The sequence below is a fragment of the Kitasatospora sp. NPDC001095 genome (genome assembly GCF_053598615.1).
The window spans coordinates 33911-55688 of sequence record NZ_JBSFKQ010000036.1; the positions used below are offsets into that span (position 1 = coordinate 33911).

Consider the following 21778-nt stretch of genomic DNA (forward strand, 5'->3'; position numbering starts at 1 on the left):
CGGGCCGGCACCGGCCGATCGGCGCAGCGCGGACGGCGGGCCGCTCCGTACCGGGAGCGGCCCGGCCACGGGCGAGGAGGGGCGCAGCCGTCCCGCTCGGCCGAGGCCGACGGGGCCGGTGGGGACGACAGGACATCGCCGAACAGGAGGCCGCCGGTGGAACGCAGGCGCGAGGCAGCGCTGACCGCAGGGACGGCGGGCCGGCGGCTGACCAGCATCGACGGCGGACGCGGGGACGGCCCCGCCGAGCCGGCCGGTCCGCCGTCGCAGAGGCCCGGCGGGGTGCGCCGGCTGCGGCCCGAACGCGACCGGGCGGCCCAGCCGCCGACCGTGCCCGAGCAGGCCCGGCTGTGGCACGTGGTGCTGAGCGTGGCCGGGCAGGTCACCCCGCTGCCCTCGCTGCGCGCCTCGCTGGAGCAACTGGCGCACGACCACTCGTTCTTCCTGACCGCCCGTTACGCGGCCGACCACGCCGAGATCCGCTACTGGGAGCAGGCCCGGGACCTCCACGACGCGGCGGCCATCGCGCTGCGGCTGTGGGGCGAACACAAGGTCACCGCGAAGCTGCCGCCCTGGGAGATCGTCGGGCTGGAGGTGGTCGACCGGGCGACGTACCACAAACGGGTGGCGGAGGGCTTCGGTGATCCGCCGCCGCACCTGGGCGGGGTGCACCCGTACTGAGCCGCGCCGCCCGGTCGGGGCGGGGGCCTCGGGCTGCGGGCCACCGGGGCCGGGGCCGTCGAGGCGGCGTCTCACCGGGCGAAATACCGCCCGGGCGGGGCCGGTGCAGTCGCTACTCTTGGCGGCATGACCAGCGATCTCGCCACCGCCGACAGTCCCGTCCTCGCCGTAGCGCGCCGAGCCAGGGAGGCCGCCGCGGCGCTCGCCCCACTGCCGCGCGCCGCGAAGGACACCGCGCTGCTGGCGATCGCGGACGCGCTGGTGGCCCGCAGCGCCGAGATCGTCGCGGCCAACGCCGAGGACGTGGAGCGGGCCCGGGCGGCCGGCACGGCCGAGTCGGTGGTCGACCGGCTGACCCTGACCGAGGAGCGGATCGCCGCGATCGCCTCCGACGTGCGCGACGTGGCCGGCCTGCCCGACCCGGTCGGCGAGGTGGTGCGCGGCTACACCCTGCCCAACGGCCTGGACGTGCGGCAGGTCCGGGTGCCGCTCGGGGTGGTCGGCATCATCTACGAGGCCCGCCCGAACGTCACCGTGGACGCCGCCGCGCTCTGCCTCAAGTCCGGCAACGCGGTGCTGCTGCGCGGCTCCGCCTCCGCCTACCGCTCCAACACCGCGCTGGTCGCCGTCGTGCGCGACGCCGTCGCCGCGGCCGGGCTGCCCGCCGACGCGGTCCAGCTGGTGCCGGGGGAGAGCCGGGACTCGGTGCAGGAGCTGATGCGCGCCCGCGGCTACGTGGACGTGTTGATCCCGCGCGGCGGCGCCTCGCTGATCCGCACCGTGGTCGAGGGCTCGACCGTGCCGGTGATCGAGACCGGCACCGGCAACTGCCACGTCTACGTGGACGCCGAGACCGACCTGGCGATGGCCGTCGGCATCCTGCTGAACTCCAAGGCGCAGCGGGTCAGCGTCTGCAACGCGGCCGAGACGCTGCTGGTCCACCAGGACGTCGCGGAGGCCTTCCTGCCGCTCGCGCTGGCGGCGCTCGCCGAGGCCGGGGTGACCGTGCACGGCGACGAGGCGGTGCGGAAGGCCGCCGAGGGCGGTCCGGCCACCGTGGTGCCGGCCACCGATGAGGACTGGGGCGCCGAGTACCTCTCGCTGGACCTCGCCGCCGCCGTGGTGCCCTCGCTGGACGCCGCCGTCGCGCACATCCGCCGCTGGTCCTCCGGCCACACCGAGGCGATCGTCACCACCTCGCAGGCCGCCGCCCGCCGCTTCACCCGGCTGGTGGACTCCACCACGGTGGCCGTCAACGCCTCCACCCGCTTCACCGACGGCGGCGAATTCGGCTTCGGCGCCGAGATCGGCATCTCCACCCAGAAGCTGCATGCCCGCGGCCCGATGGGCCTGCCCGAGCTGACCAGCACCAAGTACATCGTCACTGGTGACGGGCACGTGCGTGGTGAGAGCACGCAGACCGTCGGCGGCGCCGCGGACGGCCGCTGAACGGCGTGTGATGGGTGTCCGTCACACATGTGACGGACCAACTGCCGGGAGCCACAGACAAATCGCCCGGCCGGTAATACGCTGAATCCGTGGCTGAGGATGTGGGGGGCTTCCCGTACCCCGACGGCGCCGACCACGGTGGTGCGGACGACGAGTTCGCCACCGTGGTCCTCGATGAGGCCTTCGTCCGGTCCGCCGCCGTGCACGAGCCGACCGCCAAGGAGCGGCAACTCGCCGCCGCCGAGGCCAGGTTCGAGCCGGACGCCGCGGGTCCGGGCTGGGGCCGTGACGTCCCGGCCGGGGACGGGTTGCCGCTGGAGCTGCGCCCGTACCCGAGCGGGCTCGACGCGGACCACCTCTACCCCGACCCGTGGTCGGGGCCGGACCGGTCGGGCGACCGCAGGGCCCGGCGACGGTGGCGACGCGGCTACGACCCGGTGCGCGCCCGCGGGCGGTACGTCGCCCAGCAGCGCTGGCACCGGCCGGTGGCCTGGGTACTCGCCGTGATCATGGGCGTGGGCCTGGTGGCGGTCGCGGTCGCGGCGGTCTACCAGGGCGTGGGCGGCTCCGCGGGCACACCCAGACGCCCCGAGTCCGGCAGCAGCAGCGCCGGGGTCGGCCCGGGGCAGGCCCCGGCGGAACCCCCGCTGGTGGTCACGGCGCCGACCGGATAGCGCGGTCGGCGGGTCGGTGCGGTCTGCTGCGCGGCGCGGTCGGCCCGGGCGCGGGCGCACGCCCCGGGGCGGTGGTCACGGAGCGTTCCCGGGAATGTACGCCGGGACCCTCGTGGCGGCGCTGGTGTCCGCCTACCCTGGTGGTGTGGGTGACCCGCGAGAGCCTCCTGAGGGTGCGCCCGAGGGCGGTTCCGGCAACGAGGACGAATTCCGGTCCGTCGTCTTCGACGAATCGTTCGTCCGGGCTGCCCGGATCCGGGAACTGTCAGCCCGGGAGCGGCTGTCGGGCTCCTTCGGCAAGGCCACCCGGCCGCGGGTGCGGCTCGGCCCGCTGGGCACCGTGCCGCGCCAGGCGCTCATGCTGCTGCTGCTCATCCTGCTGGCCTTCGGGGCCGCGGTGTACTTCGGGGTGACCTCGCCGAAGGGGACCGCCGCGCGGCCCGAGGGCAGTCAACTGACCGTCAGCCTGGTCGCGTTGGCGCCGGCCTCGGCCGTCCAGCCGGTCGCCGACGGGGCGGACCCGTTCGCGGCGCTGCCAGCCGGGTACGGGAACGGCGCGCTCGGGCTGAACACTCCGACCGGTGCCGCCACCGGGCACTTCAGCCGGGCCGAGGTGGCCAAGGCGCTCGACACCGTCCAGCGCTACCTGGTCGCCTCCTCGTTCTCCCCGGCCGTGCTGGTCCAGGGCTCCACCGCCGAGGTGCGGGACTTCGTCACGCCCGGTGAGCAGGCGGAGTTCGACGCGAGCGTGGCGCAGCCGGTGGACGACCGGCACCACGCGGTGACCGGCTGGATGGTCCGCTTCGACCCGGCGCAGGTCGCACTGGCCTCGAACACCGTGAAGGTGGCCGGTGCGATGCGGGTCGACGAGGCGGACAGCGGGACGCTGCAGATCACCACCGACCACACCTTCGTCTACGCGCTGAAGCCGGCCGGGGCCCCGGCCGGAGCGCCGGTCACCCTGGAGACCGTGCGGCGGCAGCTGACCTTCGAGTTCGACCGGGTGGACCTGGCCGCGGGCCAGCTGCGGCTGGTGGACTCGGTGGTGCAGGCCGGGCCGGAGCCCTGCGGCACCTCGGCGGCGGGCTTCCTGCAGCCGGTGCTGGCCACCGCGCAGGGCACGGTGGTCGCGCCGCCGACGCCGGTCGACCCCGGCAATCACGCCCGGCCGGGCTGGCAGGTGTGCGGGGTGCTGGCGGCGGGCGGCTGAGGCGCGCCGGACCTGGCGGGGGCCCGGAACGGCGCGGCGGCCGGGGCCCCGGGCGGGACACCGGCCGCCGTCGCGTTCGCGGTGGGCTCAGCTGCCGTCGCGGTCCGCGGAGCCGTTGCCCGAGGCGCCGGTGCCGGACGAGCCGTTGCCCGAGGAGCCGCTGCCCGAGGAGCCGTTGCGGGCGCCGTTGCCGGTGAAGGTGTCGCGGAGCTTGCCGCCGACGGTCGCCGCGCCGCCGGCGACGTCCCGGAGCAGGCCCATCAGAGGGTCCTTGCTCTCCTTGACCGAGGTCGTGTAGTGCTCGGCGGCGGCCTTCCACTGGTCGGTGACCGAGGCGTCCGGGTCGTCCGAGCGGCGCGGGTAGGCGCCGGCCATGATCGAGCGGTAGTCGTCGCTCTCCGCCCACTTCTTCAGCTGGGCGACCCGGACCACCGCGAAGGGGTGGGTCTGCGGCAGCAGCTGGAGCACCTTGAGCACGCCGTCGCGCAGGTCGCCGGCCTTCTCGTACTCCTCGGCCTGCTCCAGGAAGGCGTCGACGTTCATCTCGGCCAGGTTGTGGCCGCCGGCCAGCTTCATCAGGGCCCGCATGGAGGCCTGGAGGTCCTGCCCGGCGAGCAGGCCGGCCCGGTCGCTGGACAGCTCCGCCTTGCGGAACCACTCCTTGAGCGCGGTGATGATCGCGGTGATCGCCAGGTTGCCCAGCGGCACCCAGGCGATCCGGGTGGCGATGTTGGTGAGGATCATCAGCATCGTCCGGTAGACGGCGTGGCCGGACATCGCGTGGCCGACCTCGTGGCCGATGACCGAGCGCAGCTCCTCCTCGTCCAGCAGCTCGACCAGGCCGCTGGTGATCACGATGATCGGGGTGTCGATGCCGATGCAGTACGCGTTGACCGTCGGGTCCTGGGAGACGTACAGGTCGGGGACCTGGTCCAGGTCGAGCACGTAGGCGGCGTCGCGCACCATGTCGTGGAGCTCCGGGAACTGGCGCTCGGAGGTCTTCACGGCGGTGGCCAGGAACATCAGCCGGATCGCCCGCTCGGAGACCAGGCCGGCCAACTTCTTCAGGATGTCGTCGAAGCCGGTCAGCCTGCGCAGCGCGACCAGGGCCGAGCGGTCCGCCGGGTGCTCCCAGGCCCGGGTGGAGATCCCGGGGAAGCGCTCGCGGCGGCGGCTCGGGGTCTTCGCGGTCGTGTCGGTCATGGTCTGAGTACCCTCCTGGTCGACGGCGGCCGCGGCCCGCTGGCCGGCCCCCCGCTGGTCTTCGCCTGCAACGACTGTCTGTGCAACGTGTGCGGTTGCGTACTCGTCCCCGAGGGGTCAGCGTACGCGCGGTCCGCCCGGCGGGCGGCGGGGGCGTCACTGGGCGTTGAGTGCCGGGGCGGGTGGGTGCCGGGGCGGAGGGTGCCGGCCCGGCGGGCGCGTCACCGGGGCCGGTGGGCGGCGCCGGTGTGAGGCCGGTTTAACCTGAGGCCTGGACGACCGAGACCGGATCCGGCCGCGGTACCGAGCAGTTCGAGGAGCCCCCGCAGATGTCCACCGAGACGCTTGTCAGCCTGGCCGCACCCATCTCCGACGAGACCGGTCCGGGCCTGTTCCTGCGGATCATCGTGATCGCGTCCTTCGTGGGCATCGGCCTGCTGGTCTGGATCATGGCCCGCGCCTTCAAGAACAACTAGGCCGGCCGGTTCCCGGTCCTTCTCCGGCCCCTTCCCGGTTCTTTCCCCGGCCCGTTCCCGGCCCTTCCGCGGGTGCGCGCTCACGCCCGGTCAGCGGCGGTGGGCCGCCGAGCGGTTGCGGTGTAACCCCCCGTACGATGACGGGTGGGCCCTCACCGGCCCGGAACAACCCCCAGGTCCGTTCACCGAGCCGAGAAGGTCCCGCCGACCATGAGCACTGCTGCCGCACTCCCCGTTCTGAACCTGCTCGCCGAGGGCGAGGGGGGCAACCACGACAGTCTGAACCCGGCACTGACCGGTGGCGCCGCGCTGGTCATCCTGCTGGTCCTGCTCTTCATCACCACCCGCTTCAACCGGGACCGCTGAGCCCGGTCCTGGGGCCGCTCGGGGAGCGTCCGGCCACCGGCCGGCCGCTCCCTCACGCATCTGCGGAGAACCCCCACCCGGCCGTTCCCGCACCGTAACGGGTGTCGCGTAAGGTGTGGCGGCATGGGAGAGCAGGCCGGGAATCCCGGCGGACCGGAACCGGCGAAGAAGCGCCTCGGCGTGATGGGCGGCACCTTCGACCCGATCCACCACGGCCACCTCGTCGCCGCCAGTGAGGTCGCGAGCGCGTTCCACCTGGACGAAGTGGTCTTCGTACCGACCGGACAGCCGTGGCAGAAGAGCGACCGCCACGTCACCCCGGCCGAGGACCGCTACCTGATGACGGTCATCGCCACCGCCGAGAACCCGCAGTTCTCGGTCAGCCGGATCGACATCGACCGGGACGGCCCGACGTACACCGTCGACACCCTGCGCGACCTGCACGCCCTGCACCCGGACGCCGACCTCTTCTTCATCACCGGCGCCGACGCGCTCGCCCAGATCCTGTCCTGGCGCGACTCCGACGAGCTCTTCTCGCTGGCCCACTTCATCGGCTGCACCCGTCCCGGACACACCCTGTCGGACGCCGGGCTCCCGGTGGGCGGGGTCTCCCTGGTGGAGGTCCCGGCGCTGGCCATCTCCTCCACGGACTGCCGCAACCGGGTCGCCAAGGGGGAGCCGGTCTGGTACCTCGTCCCGGACGGCGTGGTCCGCTACATCGACAAGCGGGCGCTGTACGCGCCGCGCGGGGACTGATCCAGGAGCGGTGCATGACTGATCGCAACGACGGCCGGCGGCCGGAGGACTGGTCCACCGGGCAGTACCAGCAGCCGTACCAGGGGTACCAGCAGCCGCAGGCGCAGCAGCCTCCGCAGCAACAGCAACAGCAACAGCAACAGCAACAGCACCAGCAGCAGTCGCAGTCGTACGAGCAGCAGCAGTACGATCAGTACGGGCAGCCGGTGTACGGGCAGGACCCGTACGGCTACCAGCAGCAGGGCTACCAGGGGTACGACGGGTACCAGCAGGGCGGCCACACCGGGCAGTTCCCGCCGCAGCAGCCGCAGTCGTACGGGCAGCAGTACGAGCAGCAGTACGACCAGTACGACCAGTACGGGCAGCCGGTGTACGGGCAGGACCCGTACGGCTACCAGCAGCAGGGCTACCAGGGGTACCAGCAGCAGCCGTACCAGGCCGCCGCCCCGGCCGTCGCCGAGCCGCAGGCCGAGGCCGCCGCGCCTCCCGCTGCCGCGCCCACCGCCCCCACCGCTGCCGCGGCGGCCACCGCCGCCCCGCCGCGTCCGCGGGTGCCCCGGCCCGCCGCCGAGCCGGAGTCGGCGACGGCGCCGGCCAAGGCCGGGCCGCCGTCCGAGCAGGTCGCAGGGGCGCGGGCCGGGAAGGCCGGGAGCAAGGCGCCCCGGGACAGTTACACGACGGGCGAGTTCACCTTCGTCGACGAGGAGGCGGAGGAGACCGAGGACGTCATCGACTGGCTGAAGTTCGCCGAGTCCCGCAGCGAGGTGCGCGCCGAGCGCCGCCGCAAGCTGCGCAACCGGCTGATCGGCCTCGGTGTGGTGGTGGCGCTCGCGGCCGGCGGCGTCGGCGGCTACCTCTTCCTCGCCGGCGACAAGCCGAGCGCGGCCACCGCCGCCGGCGGGCGCCAGGTCAACGTCGTCCACCTGCGCGACCTCCAGGGCAAGGTGTCCAGCGCGCTGCTGGTCAACGACGCCTCCGGGAAGAAGGGCACGGTGCTTCTGCTGCCCGACAACCTGCGGCTGCCCGGCCCGGGGGACCCGCCGGTCACCACGATCGGCCAGTCCATGGACGGCATCGGCGCCTCGGCGACCCGCGAGGGCCTGTCCACCGTGCTCGGCGCCCCGGTCGCCGGCACCTGGCGACTGGACACCCCGTACCTGGAGCTGCTGGTCTCCCAACTCGGCGGCGTCCGGGTGGACACCAACGCCGAGACCCACGAGGGCGGCAAGCCGGACGGCAAGCTGCTGTCCGCGGCCGGGAAGAACACCATGCTCAGCGGGAAGGCGGCGGTCGCGTACGCCACCCTGCAGAACCCCGGCGAGAACCGGGACGCCCAGCTGGCCAGGTTCGGGCAGGTCATGGACGCCGTGGTGCGCACCATGCCGACCGAGTTCAAGGACGCGAAGGACGACGTGCACCGGATGAACGCGGTGCTCGACCCCTCGCTGCCCGAGGACGCCCTCGCCGGGGTGCTCGTCCAGCTCGCCCAGCAGGCGAAGGACGGCCACTTCGGGACCACCGCGCTGACCGTCAAGCCGGACGGCAGCCTGGACGAGGCGACGGCGGGCAGGCAGGTCAAGGACGTGCTGGGCGGCACCGTGAAGTCCGCGGCCGTCGGCGACGCCCCGGCCCGGGTCGCGCTCCAGGACGGCAGCGGCAACGACGCCGCGGCGGCCGCCGCGCAGGTCCAGATCGTCAACTCCGGCCTGACCTTCATCCCGGGCGGCGCCAAGGCCGCCCCGCAGGCCGCCAGTGAGATCCGCTACACCGACGACACCCGGCAGGGCGCGGCGAAGTCGCTGGCGACCAGCCTCGGGCTGCCGGACACGGCGGTGAAGAAGGTGACCGGCGACACCCAGAACGCGGACCTGCTGGTCGTGCTCGGCAAGGACTACCAGCCGCCGAAGAACCAGTAGGGCGGTGGCCCGGCCCCGATCCGGGGCCGGCTCAGGCTCCGACCGGCCCCGACCGCCACCGACCGTCACCGGCCCCGGCCCGGTGACGGTCGGGGCCCGGGGGCGCGTAAATCGGTTCCGGGCCCGCCCGGGCGGCGTGAGATCCTGGAAGGCGACCCCGGCCGCGCGCCGGGGCGCCCCAAGCCGCCGAGCCGGAAGAACACCGTGACCGTCACCGACCACAGCCAGCAGCTCATCACCGTCGCCGCGCAGGCGGCTGCCGACAAGCTTGCGCACAACATCATCGCCTTCGACGTCAGCGAGGTGCTGTCGATCACCGACGCCTTCCTGATCGCCTCCGCGAACAACGACCGCCAGGTCCGCTCGATCGCCGAGGAGATCGAGGACCAGCTGCGCGAGCAGCTGGACATCAAGCCGGTGCGCCGCGAGGGCGAGCGCGAGGGCCGCTGGATCCTGCTCGACTACCTGGACATCGTCGTGCACGTCCAGCACTCCGAGGAGCGCTCCTTCTACTCGCTGGACCGCCTCTGGAAGGACTGCCCCGAGCTGCCGCTTCCCGAGGACGCCCTGGCCTCCCGCAACCGCCCGGACGCGTACACCGACGAGGCCGGCAACGCCGTCGCCCCCGCCGACGACTTCGGCAAGCCCGAGGACCTGCACTGAGCCGGGGCACGCGGGGCCCGCGCATCGTCTTCTGGCGGCACGGACAGACCTCCTGGAACCTCGAATCGCGATTCCAGGGCACCACGGACATCGAGCTGACCGGCCAGGGCGTCCTGCAGGCCCAGCGGGCGGCCCGGCTGCTCTCCGGGCTCCGTCCCGACCTGCTGATCTCCTCGGACCTCCAGCGGGCCCGGCGCACCGCCGCGGAGCTGGCCGAGGTCACCGGGCTCGACGTGCAGCACCACGAGGGCCTGCGGGAGACGTTCGCGGGCTCGTGGCAGGGCCTGACCAACGCCGAGATCCGTGAGCGCTACCCGGAGGAGTACGAGGCCTGGGCGGCCGGCGAGCCGGTGCGGCGCGGCGGTGACGGCGAGCTGGCCACCGAGGTCGCCGACCGCTCGGTGCCGGTGGTCCTGGAGGCCGTCGGCAAGCTCCCGGAGAACGGCACGCTGGTGGTGGTCAGCCACGGCGGGACGATCCGCACCATGCTCGGGCGGCTGCTCGACCTGGAGCCGGCCCAGTGGGAGCGGTTCGGCGGGCTGTCCAACTGCTGCTGGTCGGTGCTCGGCCACGGGGCGCGCGGCTGGCGCCTGCTGGAGCACAACGCGGGCACGCTCCCGCAGCCGGTCATCGGCGACGACACCTGACCGTTGCCGCACCGGCTCGGGCGGCAGCGGGTGCCGGGGGCCCTCAGGGGCCCTCGGCCGGGGCGCGGCGGGGGCTCGGAGGGGTCCGGAGGGAGGCTCGGTGGGGGTCCGGAAGGGCGGATTTCGCAGTTCCGGCCCTGACCAGCTAGAGTCTTCCTCGTTCGCAGGGAAGGAACGCGGCCCGGAAGGGAAGCGGGAGATCCGGTGAGTGCGGGGCTATAGCTCAGTTGGTAGAGCGCTTGCATGGCATGCAAGAGGTCTGGGGTTCAATTCCCCATAGCTCCACTCCGCATCGGCGGTCGTGGTCAGCCAGGGTCGCCCGTGTCGCGGGGCTATAGCTCAGTTGGTAGAGCGCTTGCATGGCATGCAAGAGGTCTGGGGTTCAATTCCCCATAGCTCCACAGGAGTTCGGAAGGCCGTCACCCAAGGGGTGGCGGCCTTCCGGCGTTTCGGGCGCTCGGTGTTTCGGCCCGGCGGTCCGGCCTTCCGGTGGCGGCCCTCGATTCCTGGGAGGGGCGGAAGCGGGGCGTGCGATGGTTGCCGCGCGCCCGGGGCGGGAGGCGTGCGCCCGGGGCGCGGAGGCAGGGCATCGGGGCGCGGGAGGTTGTGTCCGGGGCGTGGGGCAGGGCATCGGGGCGCGGGAAGTGGGGCGCCCGGGGCGTGTGGTGCGGGCCTCGGGGAATGGATTTCAGGAGCACGCCCTGGACCGTGTAAAGTAGTCGATGTCGCCGGGGGAAACGGCCGGAAACAACCGGGAACCACGGTGACATCGCAGGTCAAGGGGCTATAGCTCAGTTGGTAGAGCGCTTGCATGGCATGCAAGAGGTCTGGGGTTCAATTCCCCATAGCTCCACAGTAGTCGAGAGCCGCCTCCCGGAATCGGGAGGCGGCTCTTCGCCGTTCTGCCCCCGCCACCGGTCGCAGAGCCCCGAATCCCGCTACCGTCGTGCCATGGCCGATCTGGAGCGAAGGCGCAACGAGGAACTGGCCCGGATACTCCACCAGCTCGGCTGGAGTCCGGAACGGCTCGCCCGTGAGGTGAGCCTCGCCCTGCCGCCGGGCCTCGCCATCAGCTCCACCGCCCCGTACAAGTGGCGCGACCGCGGCATGGTGCCGCGCAGCCCGCACGACCAGGCGGTCTGCGAGGTGCTCAGCCGCACCCTCGGCATCGCCGTCACCTACGAGCAGCTCTGGGGACGGATGGGCGGCCACCGCGGCGCCAAGATCCTCTCGCCCCGGCTGCTCACCGACCCGTGGACCGCCGACACCGCCCAGACCGCGCTGCGCGAGGCCGCCACCGACGCCGGACCGGTCCGCCTCACCGACCTGTTCCGCAGCGCCGACCTCGACCAGGCCGCCGCCCGCCTCGACTCCCCGCCACCACCCGTCGGCGGCGGGGAGGGCGCACTGCGCGTCGAACCCGGGCTGGCCGGCGAGCTCGGACTGTCCTACCGCAGCAAGCAGAAGCTCGAACGGGCCTGCGGCGGCGGCCTCGTCCTCGGCCCCGTCCGCGCCGAACTCGCCATGCTGGCCAAGCTGTTGGAACTCGGCGCGTACGACGAACGGCTGGGCCGCGAGCTCTACGGCACGGCCAGCAGACTCGCCCGGCTGGCCGGCTGGGCCGCGTACGACCTCGGCCACGACGCGGCCGCCCAGCGCGCCTTCGTCGCCGCGCTGCGTGCCGCCCACGTCAGCGGTGACCCCCGGCTCGGGGTCCCGGTGCTCGGCGCGCTGGTCGTGCTCGCCACCCAGGGCACCGGCGGGCGCGGGCTGGACGCCGTCTCCGCGCTCGCGACCGCCCTGGACACCCACGGTGCCGCGCTCGGTCCCACCGCCCGGGCCCGCCAGTACGGCCGGCTCGCCCGCGCGTACGGCCGCCGGGGCGAGGCCGAGCAGGCCGAGGCCGCCGCCGCCCGGGCCTTCGCCGAACTGGACGGCCTGCCCGGCGCCGAGGAGGCCCGGGCCGCCCTCGCCGGGATGGTGGGGGAGGGGAGGCTGGCGCTCGGCCAGCACCGGCTGGCCAAGGTGCTGCTCGCCGAGGCCGTGGCCGGGCTCGGGCCGGGGCGGGCCCGCTCCAAGGCGCTGCTGATGGTGAGCCTCGCCGAGGCCCACCGCAGGCTCGGCGACCAGCGGGAGGCGGCCCGCACGGCTTCGCTGGCGCGCTCGGCCGCGGCGGGGATGCAGTCCGAGCGGCTGGCGAAGGCGCTGCGGGACTTCGACGCGGCGGGGCGGGCGGCGGCGCGGTAGGGCGGGGCCGTGCCGCCGGGGCCGCACGGCCCCGCGCGCCCTCCGTGCGGGCTCCTGCGGGCCTGCGTGCGGCCGCCCCGGCGGTGTACCCCGCAGCCCGTCGAGCGGCTTGCGGTACCCTGAGCCCATGCGAACCGTGCGCCTGCTCCTTAGCCGGCCGCGCTGACCAGGACCGGCTGCGCCCTCGGGCGGTGCCGGAGTCGGCGTGGCGTCCCCTCCTGCGAGGGGATTTTTTGTTTTCCGCCCCCGACCCCGTCCCGGGCCGGGTTTCCGGGCCGGCCGCCTGTGCGGTTCGCCAACTGACATCGATGGAGCTTGAAGGACCATGAGCGAGACGACCCCTGCGTCCGGCGCGGCCGAGACCGCGACCGAGCCGTTCCGGTACAGCGCCGCGCTGGCGGCGGAGATCGAGTCCCGCTGGCAGGACATCTGGGAGAAGGAGGGCACGTTCCACGCCCCCAACCCCACCGGTGCGCTGGCCGACCCGGCGGCCGGCGACGTCGCCGCGAAGCCGCACAGCTTCATCATGGACATGTTCCCGTACCCCTCGGGCGCGGGCCTGCACGTCGGCCACCCGCTGGGCTACATCGCCACCGACGTCTTCGCCCGCTACCAGCGGATGACCGGCCACAACGTGCTGCACACGCTGGGCTACGACGCCTTCGGCCTGCCCGCCGAGCAGTACGCGGTGCAGACCGGCACCCACCCGCGGGTCTCCACCGAGGCCAACATCGCCAACATGCGCCAGCAGCTGCGCCGGCTGGGCCTGGGCCACGACCCGCGCCGCTCGATCTCCACGATCGACCCGGAGTACTACCGCTGGACCCAGTGGATCTTCCTGCAGATCTTCAACTCCTGGTACGACGAGGACGCCCGCAAGGCCCGCCCGATCACCGAGCTGATCGCCGACTTCGAGTCCGGCGCGCGTGAGGTCCCGGGCGGTCGCGCCTGGGCCGAGCTGTCCGGCGCCGAGCGCGACGAGGTGCTGGGCGAGTACCGGCTGGCCTACGCCAAGGAGGTGCCGGTCAACTGGTGCCCCGGCCTGGGCACCGTGCTGGCCAACGAGGAGGTCACCGCGGACGGCCGCTCCGAGCGCGGCAACTTCCCGGTGTTCAAGTCCAACCTGCGCCAGTGGATGATGCGCATCACCGCGTACTCGGACCGGCTGATCGAGGACCTGGACCTGCTGGACTGGCCCGAGGCCATCAAGCTGCAGCAGCGCAACTGGATCGGACGCTCCGAGGGCGCCCGGGTCGACTTCTCCGTCGACGGCGGGAAGATCACCGTCTTCACCACCCGGCCCGACACCCTGTTCGGCGCCACCTACATGGTGCTGGCCCCCGAACACGACCTGGTCGACTCCATCGTCCCCGCCGCCTGGCCCGAGGGCGCGCCCACCGAGTGGACCGGCGGCGCCGCGACCCCCGCCGAGGCCGTCGCCGCCTACCGCGCCACGGCCGCCGCCAAGTCGGACGTCGAGCGACAGGTCGAGGCCAAGGTCAAGACCGGGGTCTTCACCGGCGCCTACGCCGTCAACCCGGTCAGCGGCGAGTCCGTGCCGGTCTTCATCGCCGACTACGTGCTGATGGGCTACGGCACCGGCGCCATCATGGCCGTCCCCGCCCACGACCACCGCGACTTCGCGTTCGCCCGCGCCTTCGCGCTGCCGATGCGCTGCGTCGTCGAGCCGACGGACGGGCGCGGCTCCGACCCGGCCGAGTGGGACGACGCGTTCGACACCTACGACTCCGTCATCGTCAACTCGGCCCGCTCCGAAGGCGATCTGTCGCTGTCCCTGGACGGGCTGAGCGTCGTCGAGGCCAAGGCCCACGTCACCGCCTGGCTGGCCGAGCGCGGCATCGGTGAGGGCACCGTCAACTACCGCCTGCGCGACTGGCTGTTCAGCCGCCAGCGGTACTGGGGCGAGCCCTTCCCGATCGTCTACGACGAGGACGGCGTCATGCACGCGCTGCCCGAGTCGATGCTGCCGGTCGAGGTCCCCGAGGTCGACGACTACTCGCCGCGCACCTACGACGCGTACGACGCCTCCTCCTCGCCGGAGACCCCGCTGTCGCGCAACGAGGCCTGGGTCAACGTCGAACTGGACCTGGGCGACGGCGTCAGGAAGTACCGCCGCGAGACCAACACCATGCCCAACTGGGCCGGTTCCTGCTGGTACGAGCTGCGCTACGTCGACCCGTCGAACTCCGCGGCGGTCGTCGACCCGGCCAACGAGCGGTACTGGCTGGGCCCGACGGAGACCAAGCCGGCCGGTGGCGCCGACCTGTACGTCGGCGGCGCCGAGCACGCCGTGCTGCACCTGCTGTACGCGCGCTTCTGGCACAAGGTGCTGCACGACCTGGGCCACGTCTCGTCCGTCGAGCCGTTCCACAAGCTGTTCAACCAGGGCATGATCACCGCCGACGTCTACCGTGACGAGCGCGGCTTCCCGGTGCCCGCCGCCGAGGTCGAGGAGCGCGACGGCCGGTACTTCTGGCAGGGCGAGCCGGTCAAGCGCGAGGCCGGGAAGATGGGCAAGTCCCTGAAGAACGCCGTCGCACCGGACGACATCGCCGACGAGTACGGCGCCGACACCCTGCGCCTGTACGAGATGTCGATGGGTCCGCTGGACGTCTCCCGCCCCTGGGACACCCGCGCCGTCGTCGGCTCGTACCGCTTCCTGCAGCGCCTGTGGCGCAACATCGTCTCGGAGACCACCGGCGAGCTGGTCGTCACCGAGGAGGAGGCGGACGAGGCGACGCTGCGCGCCCTGCACAAGGCGATCGACGGCATCCGCGGCGACATGTCCGGGCTGCGCTTCAACACGGCCGTCGCCAAGGCCATCGAGCTGAACAACTACCTGGTCAAGCGCGGTTCCACGCCGCGGACGGTGGCCGAGCAGCTGGTGCTGATGGTCGCGCCGCTGGCCCCGCACATCGCGGAGGAGCTGTGGCGCCGCCTGGGCCACGGCGACTCGCTGGCGCACGCCGACTACCCGGTCGCCGACCCGGCGTACGTGGTCGACGAGACGGTGACCTGCGTGGTCCAGATCAAGGGCAAGGTCAAGGCGCGGCTGGAGGTCTCGCCGGGCATCTCGGACGCCGAGCTGGAGGCGCTGGCACTGGCGGAGCCGGTGGTCGTCGCGGCGATCGGCGGGGCCGAGGTGCGGAAGGTGATCGCGCGTGCGCCGAAGCTGGTGAACATCGTCACCGGCTGAGTGCGGTCGTTGCCGCGGGCTCTCTCGGGGCTCTCGCGGGGGTTCTGTGGAGCTCTCGCCGGGCTTGATCGGGCGGGTGTCCTTCGGGGCGCCCGCCCGTCCGGCGTTCCACGGGGGCGTTCCACGGGGGCGTTCCACGGGGGGCGCGAGGGGTGCTCGCGGGGGCGTTCGCCGTGGTCGGGGCCCTCGGGGAGATCCCGGATCTGACCCTGATCTCCGTCCGCGGGGGCCGCTCGGGCTGCCCTCGGGCGGCTTCCGGAGGCTACCGTGGAACCCTCGGCGATGCGGCCCGCGTTGGGCCCGGTGAGGGCCGGAACGACGGCGGAAGGTGGCGCGCGATGGACGTGTTCGGCGTGATGATCGGCCTGGTCCTGCTCATCGGGGTCGCGGTGATGGCGCTGGCCGTGGTCGGCACCGTCAAGGCCGCCAAGGCCGTCGGCGCGAAGATCGAGAAGCACGAGGCCAACGCCCGTCGGGCCGTGCAGACCGCCACCCTCAAGGCGAAGAAGTACACCACGGTCGGCCCGGCCGCGCAGATCGCCTCCGTCCGGCTCGGCCTGCGGACCTCGCTCGACGGCACCCGGCAGGTGCTGGAGAGCGGCCTCGCACAGGACGGCCAGCTCGGCGAGTCGCTGGCCCTGCTGAAGCGGCTCGACGAGCACGCCGCCGAGCTCGACGGCGAGCTGCGGATGCTGGAGCGCGAGCCCGACACCGCGCGGATCGCCGTCAAGCTGCCCCAGCTGCGCGAGCGGGCCGAGCGGATCACGCACTCGGCGGAGACCATGCGCTGGGCCGCGCAGGACCGGATGCACCGGTTCGCGGAGGACGAGCTGAGCCGGCTGAGCCAGGAGTGCGAGAGCGAGGCGGGGGCGCTGCGGCACTGGGTCGCGGGGGGCGGTTCCTCCGGGGGCGCCTCGGGTGGCTCGGGTGCCGGGCGTACGTCGGGTGCCGGGCGTACGTCGGGGGCCGCGCGCTCTTCGGGGCCCGCGGGTACGGCAGGGCCCGCGGGGGGTGCGGCTCGGGCCGGTCTGACCGACGGGAAGGGGCGCCCGAGCGCGGAGGAGCTGCTCGGGCTCGCCGATCCGCTGGCCAAGCTGGCGCAGCGGCTGCGCAAGCCCTCGGCCGGGCCTTCGACGGGGCCCTCGGCGGGCTGAGCCGGCGGCGCGTCACGAGGCCTTCGGCCGACGGTTCGACCGACCTTCGACCGGTGCCCGGGCCCGGCACCGCCGTCCCGGACCAGGCGCTGTCCTCCCGGACCGACGGGGAGTAACCTCCGGCTCATGCCCTCCGACCTCGCGCTTGTCACCGATTCCACGGCCTATCTGCCGCAGGAGGCCCTCGACCGGCACGGGATCACGGTGGTCCCGCTGAGCGTCGCGGTCGGTGACTCCGTCCTGAGCGAGGGCGTCGAGATCTCCCCGAAGGACGTCGCCGAGGCGCTGCGCGGCAAGCAACGGGTGACCACCTCCCGGCCGAACCCGGAGGCCTTCGCCGCCACCTACCGGGCCGCCGCCGAGGCCGGGGCGAAGGGGATCGTCTCGGTGCACATCTCCGGCGAACTGTCCGGCACCGTCGAGGCCGCCCGGCTGGCCGCCGCCGAGGCGCCCGTACCGGTGCGGGTGGTGGACAGCCGACTGGTCGGGATGGCGCTCGGGTACGGGGTGCTGTCGGCGGCCGAGGCCGTCGCGGCCGGACAAGGCCTGGCGGAGGCGGCCGAGGCGGCCGTACGGCGGGCGGCCGGGACCAGCGGGTTCTTCTACGTCGACACCCTGGAGCACCTGCGCCGGGGCGGTCGGATCGGAGCGGCGCGGGCGCTGCTCGGCTCGGCCCTGGCGGTCAAGCCGCTGCTGCACCTGGACGGTGGGCGGATCGAACCGCTGGAGAAGGTGCGGACGGCGTCGCGGGCGATCGCGCGGCTGGAGGAGATCGCGGTCGAGCGGTCGGGGGAGCGGGAGGTCGACATCACCGTGCACCACCTGGCGGCGGAGGACCGGGCCGAACCGCTCGCGGAGCGGCTGCGGGCCCGGGTGCCGGGGCTGCGGGAGCTGTACGTGGGCGAGGTGGGGGCGGTGATCGGCGCGCACGTCGGGCCGGGGCTGCTGGCGGTGGTGGTCGCGCCGCGCTGAGGCGGGCGGTGCTGGTGGTGGGGGCCTGTCGGCCGGCTTGGTCGGTCGGCCTGGTGGCGGGTGGGCCGTCGGTGGGGGCGTCGGTGGGGCCCGTTGGCCGCTCGGTCAACTTCGGAGAGTCCTGTCCACTCTTGTGAGTGACACTATTTGTCCACAACCCCCGGGTTATCCACAGGGTTTCGCCAATTTCCGCGCGCTCGCCCGAGGACTCCTACCGTCCTCGGCATGACGACCATGAGCCTGGGCGCGGCGAAGCGCCACGCGATCAACGAGACGGTGCGGCTGCGGATGGCCGCGCTGCTGCCGGTGGGGGACGAACCGGAGGGCAGCTCGGCCGGCGGTCCGCCCGGGGCGGCCTCGCCGCCGACGGGGGCGCGGGCTGCGGCTGCCACCGGGCCGCCTCCGTCGATGTCACCGTCGGCGGTGCCGTTGGCGTCAGCGGCACCGGCCGGAATGCCGGTTTCGCCGGGTGGGGGCGGCCTGCTGGACCCGGGCGAAGCCGTGCAGCCGGCGGAGGCCGGGGCACATCCGCGGCCCCGGTCGTTCCCCTCGTTCGCCTCGGCGCTGGCGCTCGACCGGCGTGCGGTGGCCGGGCTGGCCATCCTGCTGCTGTTCGCGGTCGGCTACGCCGTGCAGCACTTCTGGCTGGCCCGCCCGCAGGCGATCGCGGTGCCCGCGCTGGCGGCGGTCGCGGCACCGGCAGGGTCCGATTCGTCAATCCCCGCCGACGCCTCCGCCGCCGATTCCAGGGCCGGGCCCGCGCCCGGAGCCTCGGCCGTCCCCGGTGCCGGGGCGGCGGCCGTCGTCGTGGACGTCGGCGGGCGGGTCCACCTCCCCGGCCTCCACACCCTGCCCGGCGGCTCCCGGGTGGCCGACGCGCTACGGGCGGCAGGCGGTCCACTGCCGGACACGGACACCCGAAGCCTCAACCTGGCCCGTTTCCTGACGGACGGCGAGCAGATCCTGGTCGGAGAACAGCAGCCCGCTCCCGCCCCGGCCGCCGTGAGCGGAAGCGGAGCCCCTGGACCCGCCGCGCCCCGACCACCCGTCAGCCTCAACCGCGCCACGCTCGAACAGCTCGACTCCCTGCCCGGCGTCGGCCCCACTCTCGCCCAGCGCATCCTCGCCTACCGCACCTCGCACGGCTCCTTCCGCTCCCTCGACCAACTCCGGCAGGTCAGCGGCATCGGCGCCCGCACGTACGCGGAACTCCGCCCGCTGCTGACCCTCTGACGCTTCCACCGCTGTCGCCCCCCGCACGCCCCCTGCCCGCTTCCCCAGCCATCGATGGGAGGTACCGCCGTGTCCGTCGCCACCATGCCGGTCGGTCCGGCCGCCGCGCCCCGCTCTCCGGGAGCCGACTTCCGGCTGCTGCTGCCCGCCGTCTCGGCCTGGGCGGTCACGGCGGCGCTCCTACGGCTGGAACCGGGGTACGAGCCCCTCGTCCTCACCGCGGCCGGCACTGCCGCGCTCGCGGCCGTCCTGCTGCTCACCCGGCCGGGGGCCCTGCGCCGGCGCGGGGCCGCGGCGACGTCGGCCGCCGTCCTGCTCACGGGCGCGGCGGCCGCGATCGCCACCCCGCTGCACACCGCCGACCTTCACCGCGGGCCACTACCGGCGCTCGCCCGCGCGTCCACGGCCGCCGGACCACGAGCGCCGGGCGCGTCCGCCCCGGTGGTGGACGTGGAGCTGACCGTCGCCGGGGATCCGAAGATCCACACCTCCCGGGGCGGCGCCGTCGGTGGGCAGCGGCTCCTCACCGTGGACGCGGTGGCCGACCGCGTCACCCTCCTCCCGGACGGGCGGAGCACCCGCACGCGTACACCGGTGACCGTCATGGCCCGAGGGGCGGAGAGCGGGCCCTGGCAGCGGCTGCTCCCGTCCCAGCGGCTGGCCACGGAGGCCGAGGTACGGCCGGCGGGGGAGGGCCACGACAGCGAGTCCGCCGCGCTGCTGGTCGTCCACGGGCCGCCCCGGCAGCTGGCCCCGCCGAGCCTGCCGCAGCGGATCGCAGGCCGGCTGCGCGAAGGCCTGCGCGCGGCCACCGACGGGCTTCCCGCGGACGCGCGCGGACTCCTCCCGGGGCTGGTCGTCGGGGACACCTCGCGGCTGCCCGACGACCTCGACGACGCCTTCCGGGCCACCGACCTGGTCCACCTGGTCGCGGTCAGCGGGGCCAACCTGGCGATCGTCCTGGGTGCGCTGCTGGGCGCGCCCGGGCGGGCCGGAACCCCGGAGCGGCGCGGGCTGGCCGCGGTGCTGGGGCTGTCGCTGCGCACCGGCGCGCTGCTGGGCACCGCGCTGACGCTGGCCTTCGTCACCGTCTGCCGTCCTGAGCCCAGCGTGCTGCGGGCAGCCGGGACGGGGCTGATCGGCATGCTGGCCCTGGCCACCGGCCGTCCTCGCAAGGCGGTGCCCGCGCTCGCCGGAGCGGTCCTGGTGCTGGTCCTGCTGGACCCGTTCCTGGCGCGCTCGTTCGGCTTCCTGCTCTCGGTGCTCGCCACCGCCGGGCTGCTCGTCCTCGGACCGCACTGGGCCGAGGCCCTGCGGGCCCGGCGCTGGCCGCCTCACCTGGCGGGCGCGCTCGCGGCAGCGGCGGCCGCTCAGGCGCTGTGCGCTCCGGTGACGGTGGTGCTGTCCGGGCACATCAGCCTGGTCGGCATCCCCTGCAACCTGCTGGCCGAGTTGGCGGTGGCCCCGGCGACACTGCTCGGCTTCGGGGTGCTCGCCCTGCAACCGCTCTTTCCGGCCCTGGCCCGTCTGCTCGCGGAACCGGCCGGGGTGCCGGCCGGCTGGCTCGCCCTGGTGGCGCGCCGCGGCGCCGAAGTGCCGGGTGGCCAACTGGCCTGGCCGGGAGGGTGGTTCGGAACGGCGACGGTCGCGCTGGCCGTCCTGGCGGCCTGCTGGGTGGCGCCGCTCCTGCTGCCCCGGCGGTCGGAGCCAGGAAGGCCCGCGCCCAAGCGGCGGCGCTGGGCGCGGACCCTGGTGACGGGGGCACTGACGGCGGTCCTGCTGGCTGTGCTGCTGCGCCCGCCACAACTCACCCGGATCGCCACCGGCTGGCCACCGCCGGGGTGGCGACTGGTGGTGTGCGACGTCGGGCAGGGAGACATGTTGGCCCTGTCGACCGGGGCGCCGGACAGCGCGGTGGTGATCGATGCCGGGCCGGATCCGAACGCCGCGGACAGGTGCCTGCGCGACCTCGGCATCACGACGGTGCCCTTACTGCTGCTGACGCACTTCCACGCCGACCACGTCGAGGGCGTCCCGGGGGTGTTGCGGGGCCGCAGGGTCGGCGCGGTCGAGGGCACCACGCTGGACGACCCACCGGGCGAGGCCGCCCGGGTGGCGGGTTGGGTCGCAGGCGCCGGTCTCCGATTGCTCAGAGCCGGTCGGGGTGAACGGCGCTCGGCCGGCCACGAGTTGGCCTGGGAGGTGGTGTGGCCCGTCCCCGACGCGGCCGTCGAAGCGCCGGGCCCGAACAACGCAAGCGTCGCATTGATGGTGTCACTGACAGGAGGACTACGGATGGCACTGCTCGGAGATCTCGAACCGCAGGCCCAGTCGGCGCTGTTGGGCCGGGTGGGGAGGGTCGACGTCATGAAGGTGGCGCATCACGGATCGGCCCACCAGGACTGGGACTTGGCGGGCGCCCTGCGGCCCCGGCTGGCCCTGGTCTCCTGCGGTGAGGGCAACCCGTACGGCCACCCGTCCCCGAGGACGGTCGACCACCTGCGGGCACTCGGCGCCACCGTGCTGCGGACCGACCGGGAGGGGGACATCGCGGTGACGGGCGACTCCCCGGCCACCCTCGGCGCCGCCGTCCACCCCCAGCCCACCCACGCGGCCCGCCACCCGCGCAGCCACGGCGGGAACAGCGGGAACAGCGGGAACGGCGGGCCCGGCGGGAACGGCGGGAACTCCCGTGAAGCCCACACCCCCGAAGCCCAAGCCCTCACCCCCGCCCACCCTGGGCAGACCCCTGCCGCCCCCCGAGCCCCGCCCCAGTGACCCCCGCGCTCTCCTCCTCCCACCAACCACGTGGGGCAGGGATGGGGTAGGGGGTTGTGGGAGGAGGGGAGAGGAGCGGGAGCGGGGCCAGCAGAAACGTTCCGGCGCGCTCCGGGCGGACCCGGAGCGCGCCGGA

17 protein-coding genes and 3 tRNA genes are annotated in these 21778 nt (G+C 74.2%); 19 read left to right on the forward strand and 1 reads right to left on the reverse strand.

Translation table 11 applies throughout. The features are described 5' to 3' along the window. Positions 1–156: 156 nt before the first annotated feature. The 4 genes from ACWDBB_RS25330 to ACWDBB_RS25345 all read left to right on the forward strand — a co-directional run bounded on the left by ACWDBB_RS25330 (position 157) and on the right by ACWDBB_RS25345 (position 4014). Positions 157–681 (forward strand): hypothetical protein, encoded by a 525-nt coding sequence (locus tag ACWDBB_RS25330; RefSeq protein ID WP_392869914.1) that lies wholly within the window; start codon positions 157–159, stop codon positions 679–681. Between the two features lie 126 nt (positions 682–807). Continuing rightward, a complete protein-coding gene (locus ACWDBB_RS25335) occupies positions 808–2130 on the forward strand; it encodes a glutamate-5-semialdehyde dehydrogenase (RefSeq protein WP_449791785.1) in 1323 nt (440 codons plus the stop codon). An 89-nt stretch (positions 2131–2219) separates the two neighbouring features. After that, positions 2220–2804: an SCO2584 family spore wall biosynthesis protein gene (locus ACWDBB_RS25340; RefSeq protein ID WP_449791786.1), complete on the forward strand. Its 585-nt coding sequence runs from the start codon at positions 2220–2222 to the stop codon at positions 2802–2804. A gap of 145 nt (positions 2805–2949) precedes the next feature. After that, on the forward strand, positions 2950–4014 hold the full coding sequence (locus tag ACWDBB_RS25345; protein WP_449791787.1) for an SCO2583 family membrane protein: 1065 nt from the start codon (positions 2950–2952) through the stop codon (positions 4012–4014). A gap of 87 nt (positions 4015–4101) precedes the next feature. Here the strand turns inward: ACWDBB_RS25345 and ACWDBB_RS25350 are convergent, their stop codons facing one another. Beyond that, positions 4102–5217, reverse strand: coding sequence for a M48 family metallopeptidase (locus tag ACWDBB_RS25350; RefSeq protein ID WP_449791788.1), 1116 nt, complete (start codon positions 5215–5217; stop codon positions 4102–4104). A 329-nt stretch (positions 5218–5546) separates the two neighbouring features. Here ACWDBB_RS25350 and ACWDBB_RS25355 point away from each other — a divergent pair, with 329 nt between their 5' ends. From ACWDBB_RS25355 to ACWDBB_RS25425, 15 genes are all read left to right on the forward strand, one after another. Next, positions 5547–5693 (forward strand): hypothetical protein, encoded by a 147-nt coding sequence (locus ACWDBB_RS25355; protein WP_392869904.1) that lies wholly within the window; start codon positions 5547–5549, stop codon positions 5691–5693. A 210-nt stretch (positions 5694–5903) separates the two neighbouring features. After that, positions 5904–6059 carry a hypothetical protein gene (locus tag ACWDBB_RS25360; protein WP_181970583.1) on the forward strand — a complete coding sequence of 52 codons (156 nt, stop codon included), beginning with the start codon at positions 5904–5906 and terminating at the stop codon, positions 6057–6059. Positions 6060–6182: 123 nt separating this feature from the next. Further along, entirely contained in the window at positions 6183–6815 is a 633-nt protein-coding gene (nadD, locus tag ACWDBB_RS25365) for a nicotinate-nucleotide adenylyltransferase (protein ID WP_449791789.1), read from the forward strand. A gap of 14 nt (positions 6816–6829) precedes the next feature. Next, entirely contained in the window at positions 6830–8731 is a 1902-nt protein-coding gene (locus ACWDBB_RS25370) for a LytR C-terminal domain-containing protein (protein ID WP_449791790.1), read from the forward strand. Between the two features lie 204 nt (positions 8732–8935). Further along, positions 8936–9394, forward strand: a complete 459-nt coding sequence (rsfS, locus tag ACWDBB_RS25375) for a ribosome silencing factor (RefSeq protein WP_355265854.1) — start codon at positions 8936–8938, stop codon at positions 9392–9394. Beyond that, entirely contained in the window at positions 9391–10041 is a 651-nt protein-coding gene (locus tag ACWDBB_RS25380; protein WP_449791809.1) for a histidine phosphatase family protein, read from the forward strand. Before rsfS ends, ACWDBB_RS25380 begins: the two co-directional genes overlap by 4 nt. 212 nt (positions 10042–10253) lie before the next feature. Then, positions 10254–10326, forward strand: a tRNA-Ala gene (locus ACWDBB_RS25385). A gap of 43 nt (positions 10327–10369) precedes the next feature. After that, positions 10370–10442 (forward strand) — tRNA-Ala (locus tag ACWDBB_RS25390). A 379-nt stretch (positions 10443–10821) separates the two neighbouring features. Next, positions 10822–10894, forward strand: a tRNA-Ala gene (locus tag ACWDBB_RS25395). Between the two features lie 98 nt (positions 10895–10992). After that, positions 10993–12288: a hypothetical protein gene (locus tag ACWDBB_RS25400; RefSeq protein WP_449791791.1), complete on the forward strand. Its 1296-nt coding sequence runs from the start codon at positions 10993–10995 to the stop codon at positions 12286–12288. Between the two features lie 325 nt (positions 12289–12613). Then, positions 12614–15505, forward strand: a complete 2892-nt coding sequence (leuS, locus tag ACWDBB_RS25405) for a leucine--tRNA ligase (protein WP_449791792.1) — start codon at positions 12614–12616, stop codon at positions 15503–15505. A gap of 338 nt (positions 15506–15843) precedes the next feature. After that, entirely contained in the window at positions 15844–16659 is an 816-nt protein-coding gene (locus ACWDBB_RS25410; RefSeq protein ID WP_449791793.1) for a hypothetical protein, read from the forward strand. 126 nt (positions 16660–16785) lie between these two features. Further along, the gene (locus tag ACWDBB_RS25415; protein WP_449791794.1) at positions 16786–17631 is read left to right on the forward strand and encodes a DegV family protein; all 846 of its coding nucleotides are present in this window, start codon (positions 16786–16788) and stop codon (positions 17629–17631) included. Positions 17632–17856: 225 nt separating this feature from the next. Next, entirely contained in the window at positions 17857–18864 is a 1008-nt protein-coding gene (locus ACWDBB_RS25420; RefSeq protein ID WP_449791795.1) for a helix-hairpin-helix domain-containing protein, read from the forward strand. Positions 18865–18933: 69 nt separating this feature from the next. Next, the gene (locus tag ACWDBB_RS25425) at positions 18934–21642 is read left to right on the forward strand and encodes a ComEC/Rec2 family competence protein (protein ID WP_449791796.1); all 2709 of its coding nucleotides are present in this window, start codon (positions 18934–18936) and stop codon (positions 21640–21642) included. The last annotated feature ends 136 nt before the right edge of the window (positions 21643–21778 follow it).

What these genes read in the sequence shown, in the direction of transcription:
- leuS (WP_449791792.1), top strand. Translation starts at nt 12,614, where the DNA reads ATGAGCGAGACGACCCCTGCGTCCGGCGCGGCCGAGACCGCGACCGAG.
- ACWDBB_RS25410 (WP_449791793.1), top strand. Translation starts at nt 15,844, where the DNA reads ATGGACGTGTTCGGCGTGATGATCGGCCTGGTCCTGCTCATCGGGGTC.
- ACWDBB_RS25400 (WP_449791791.1), top strand. Translation starts at nt 10,993, where the DNA reads ATGGCCGATCTGGAGCGAAGGCGCAACGAGGAACTGGCCCGGATACTC.
- ACWDBB_RS25420 (WP_449791795.1), top strand. Translation starts at nt 17,857, where the DNA reads ATGACGACCATGAGCCTGGGCGCGGCGAAGCGCCACGCGATCAACGAG.
- ACWDBB_RS25355 (WP_392869904.1), top strand. Translation starts at nt 5,547, where the DNA reads ATGTCCACCGAGACGCTTGTCAGCCTGGCCGCACCCATCTCCGACGAG.
- ACWDBB_RS25370 (WP_449791790.1), top strand. Translation starts at nt 6,830, where the DNA reads ATGACTGATCGCAACGACGGCCGGCGGCCGGAGGACTGGTCCACCGGG.
- ACWDBB_RS25415 (WP_449791794.1), top strand. Translation starts at nt 16,786, where the DNA reads ATGCCCTCCGACCTCGCGCTTGTCACCGATTCCACGGCCTATCTGCCG.
- ACWDBB_RS25335 (WP_449791785.1), top strand. Translation starts at nt 808, where the DNA reads ATGACCAGCGATCTCGCCACCGCCGACAGTCCCGTCCTCGCCGTAGCG.
- ACWDBB_RS25360 (WP_181970583.1), top strand. Translation starts at nt 5,904, where the DNA reads ATGAGCACTGCTGCCGCACTCCCCGTTCTGAACCTGCTCGCCGAGGGC.
- nadD (WP_449791789.1), top strand. Translation starts at nt 6,183, where the DNA reads ATGGGAGAGCAGGCCGGGAATCCCGGCGGACCGGAACCGGCGAAGAAG.
- ACWDBB_RS25350 (WP_449791788.1), bottom strand. Translation starts at nt 5,217, where the DNA reads ATGACCGACACGACCGCGAAGACCCCGAGCCGCCGCCGCGAGCGCTTC.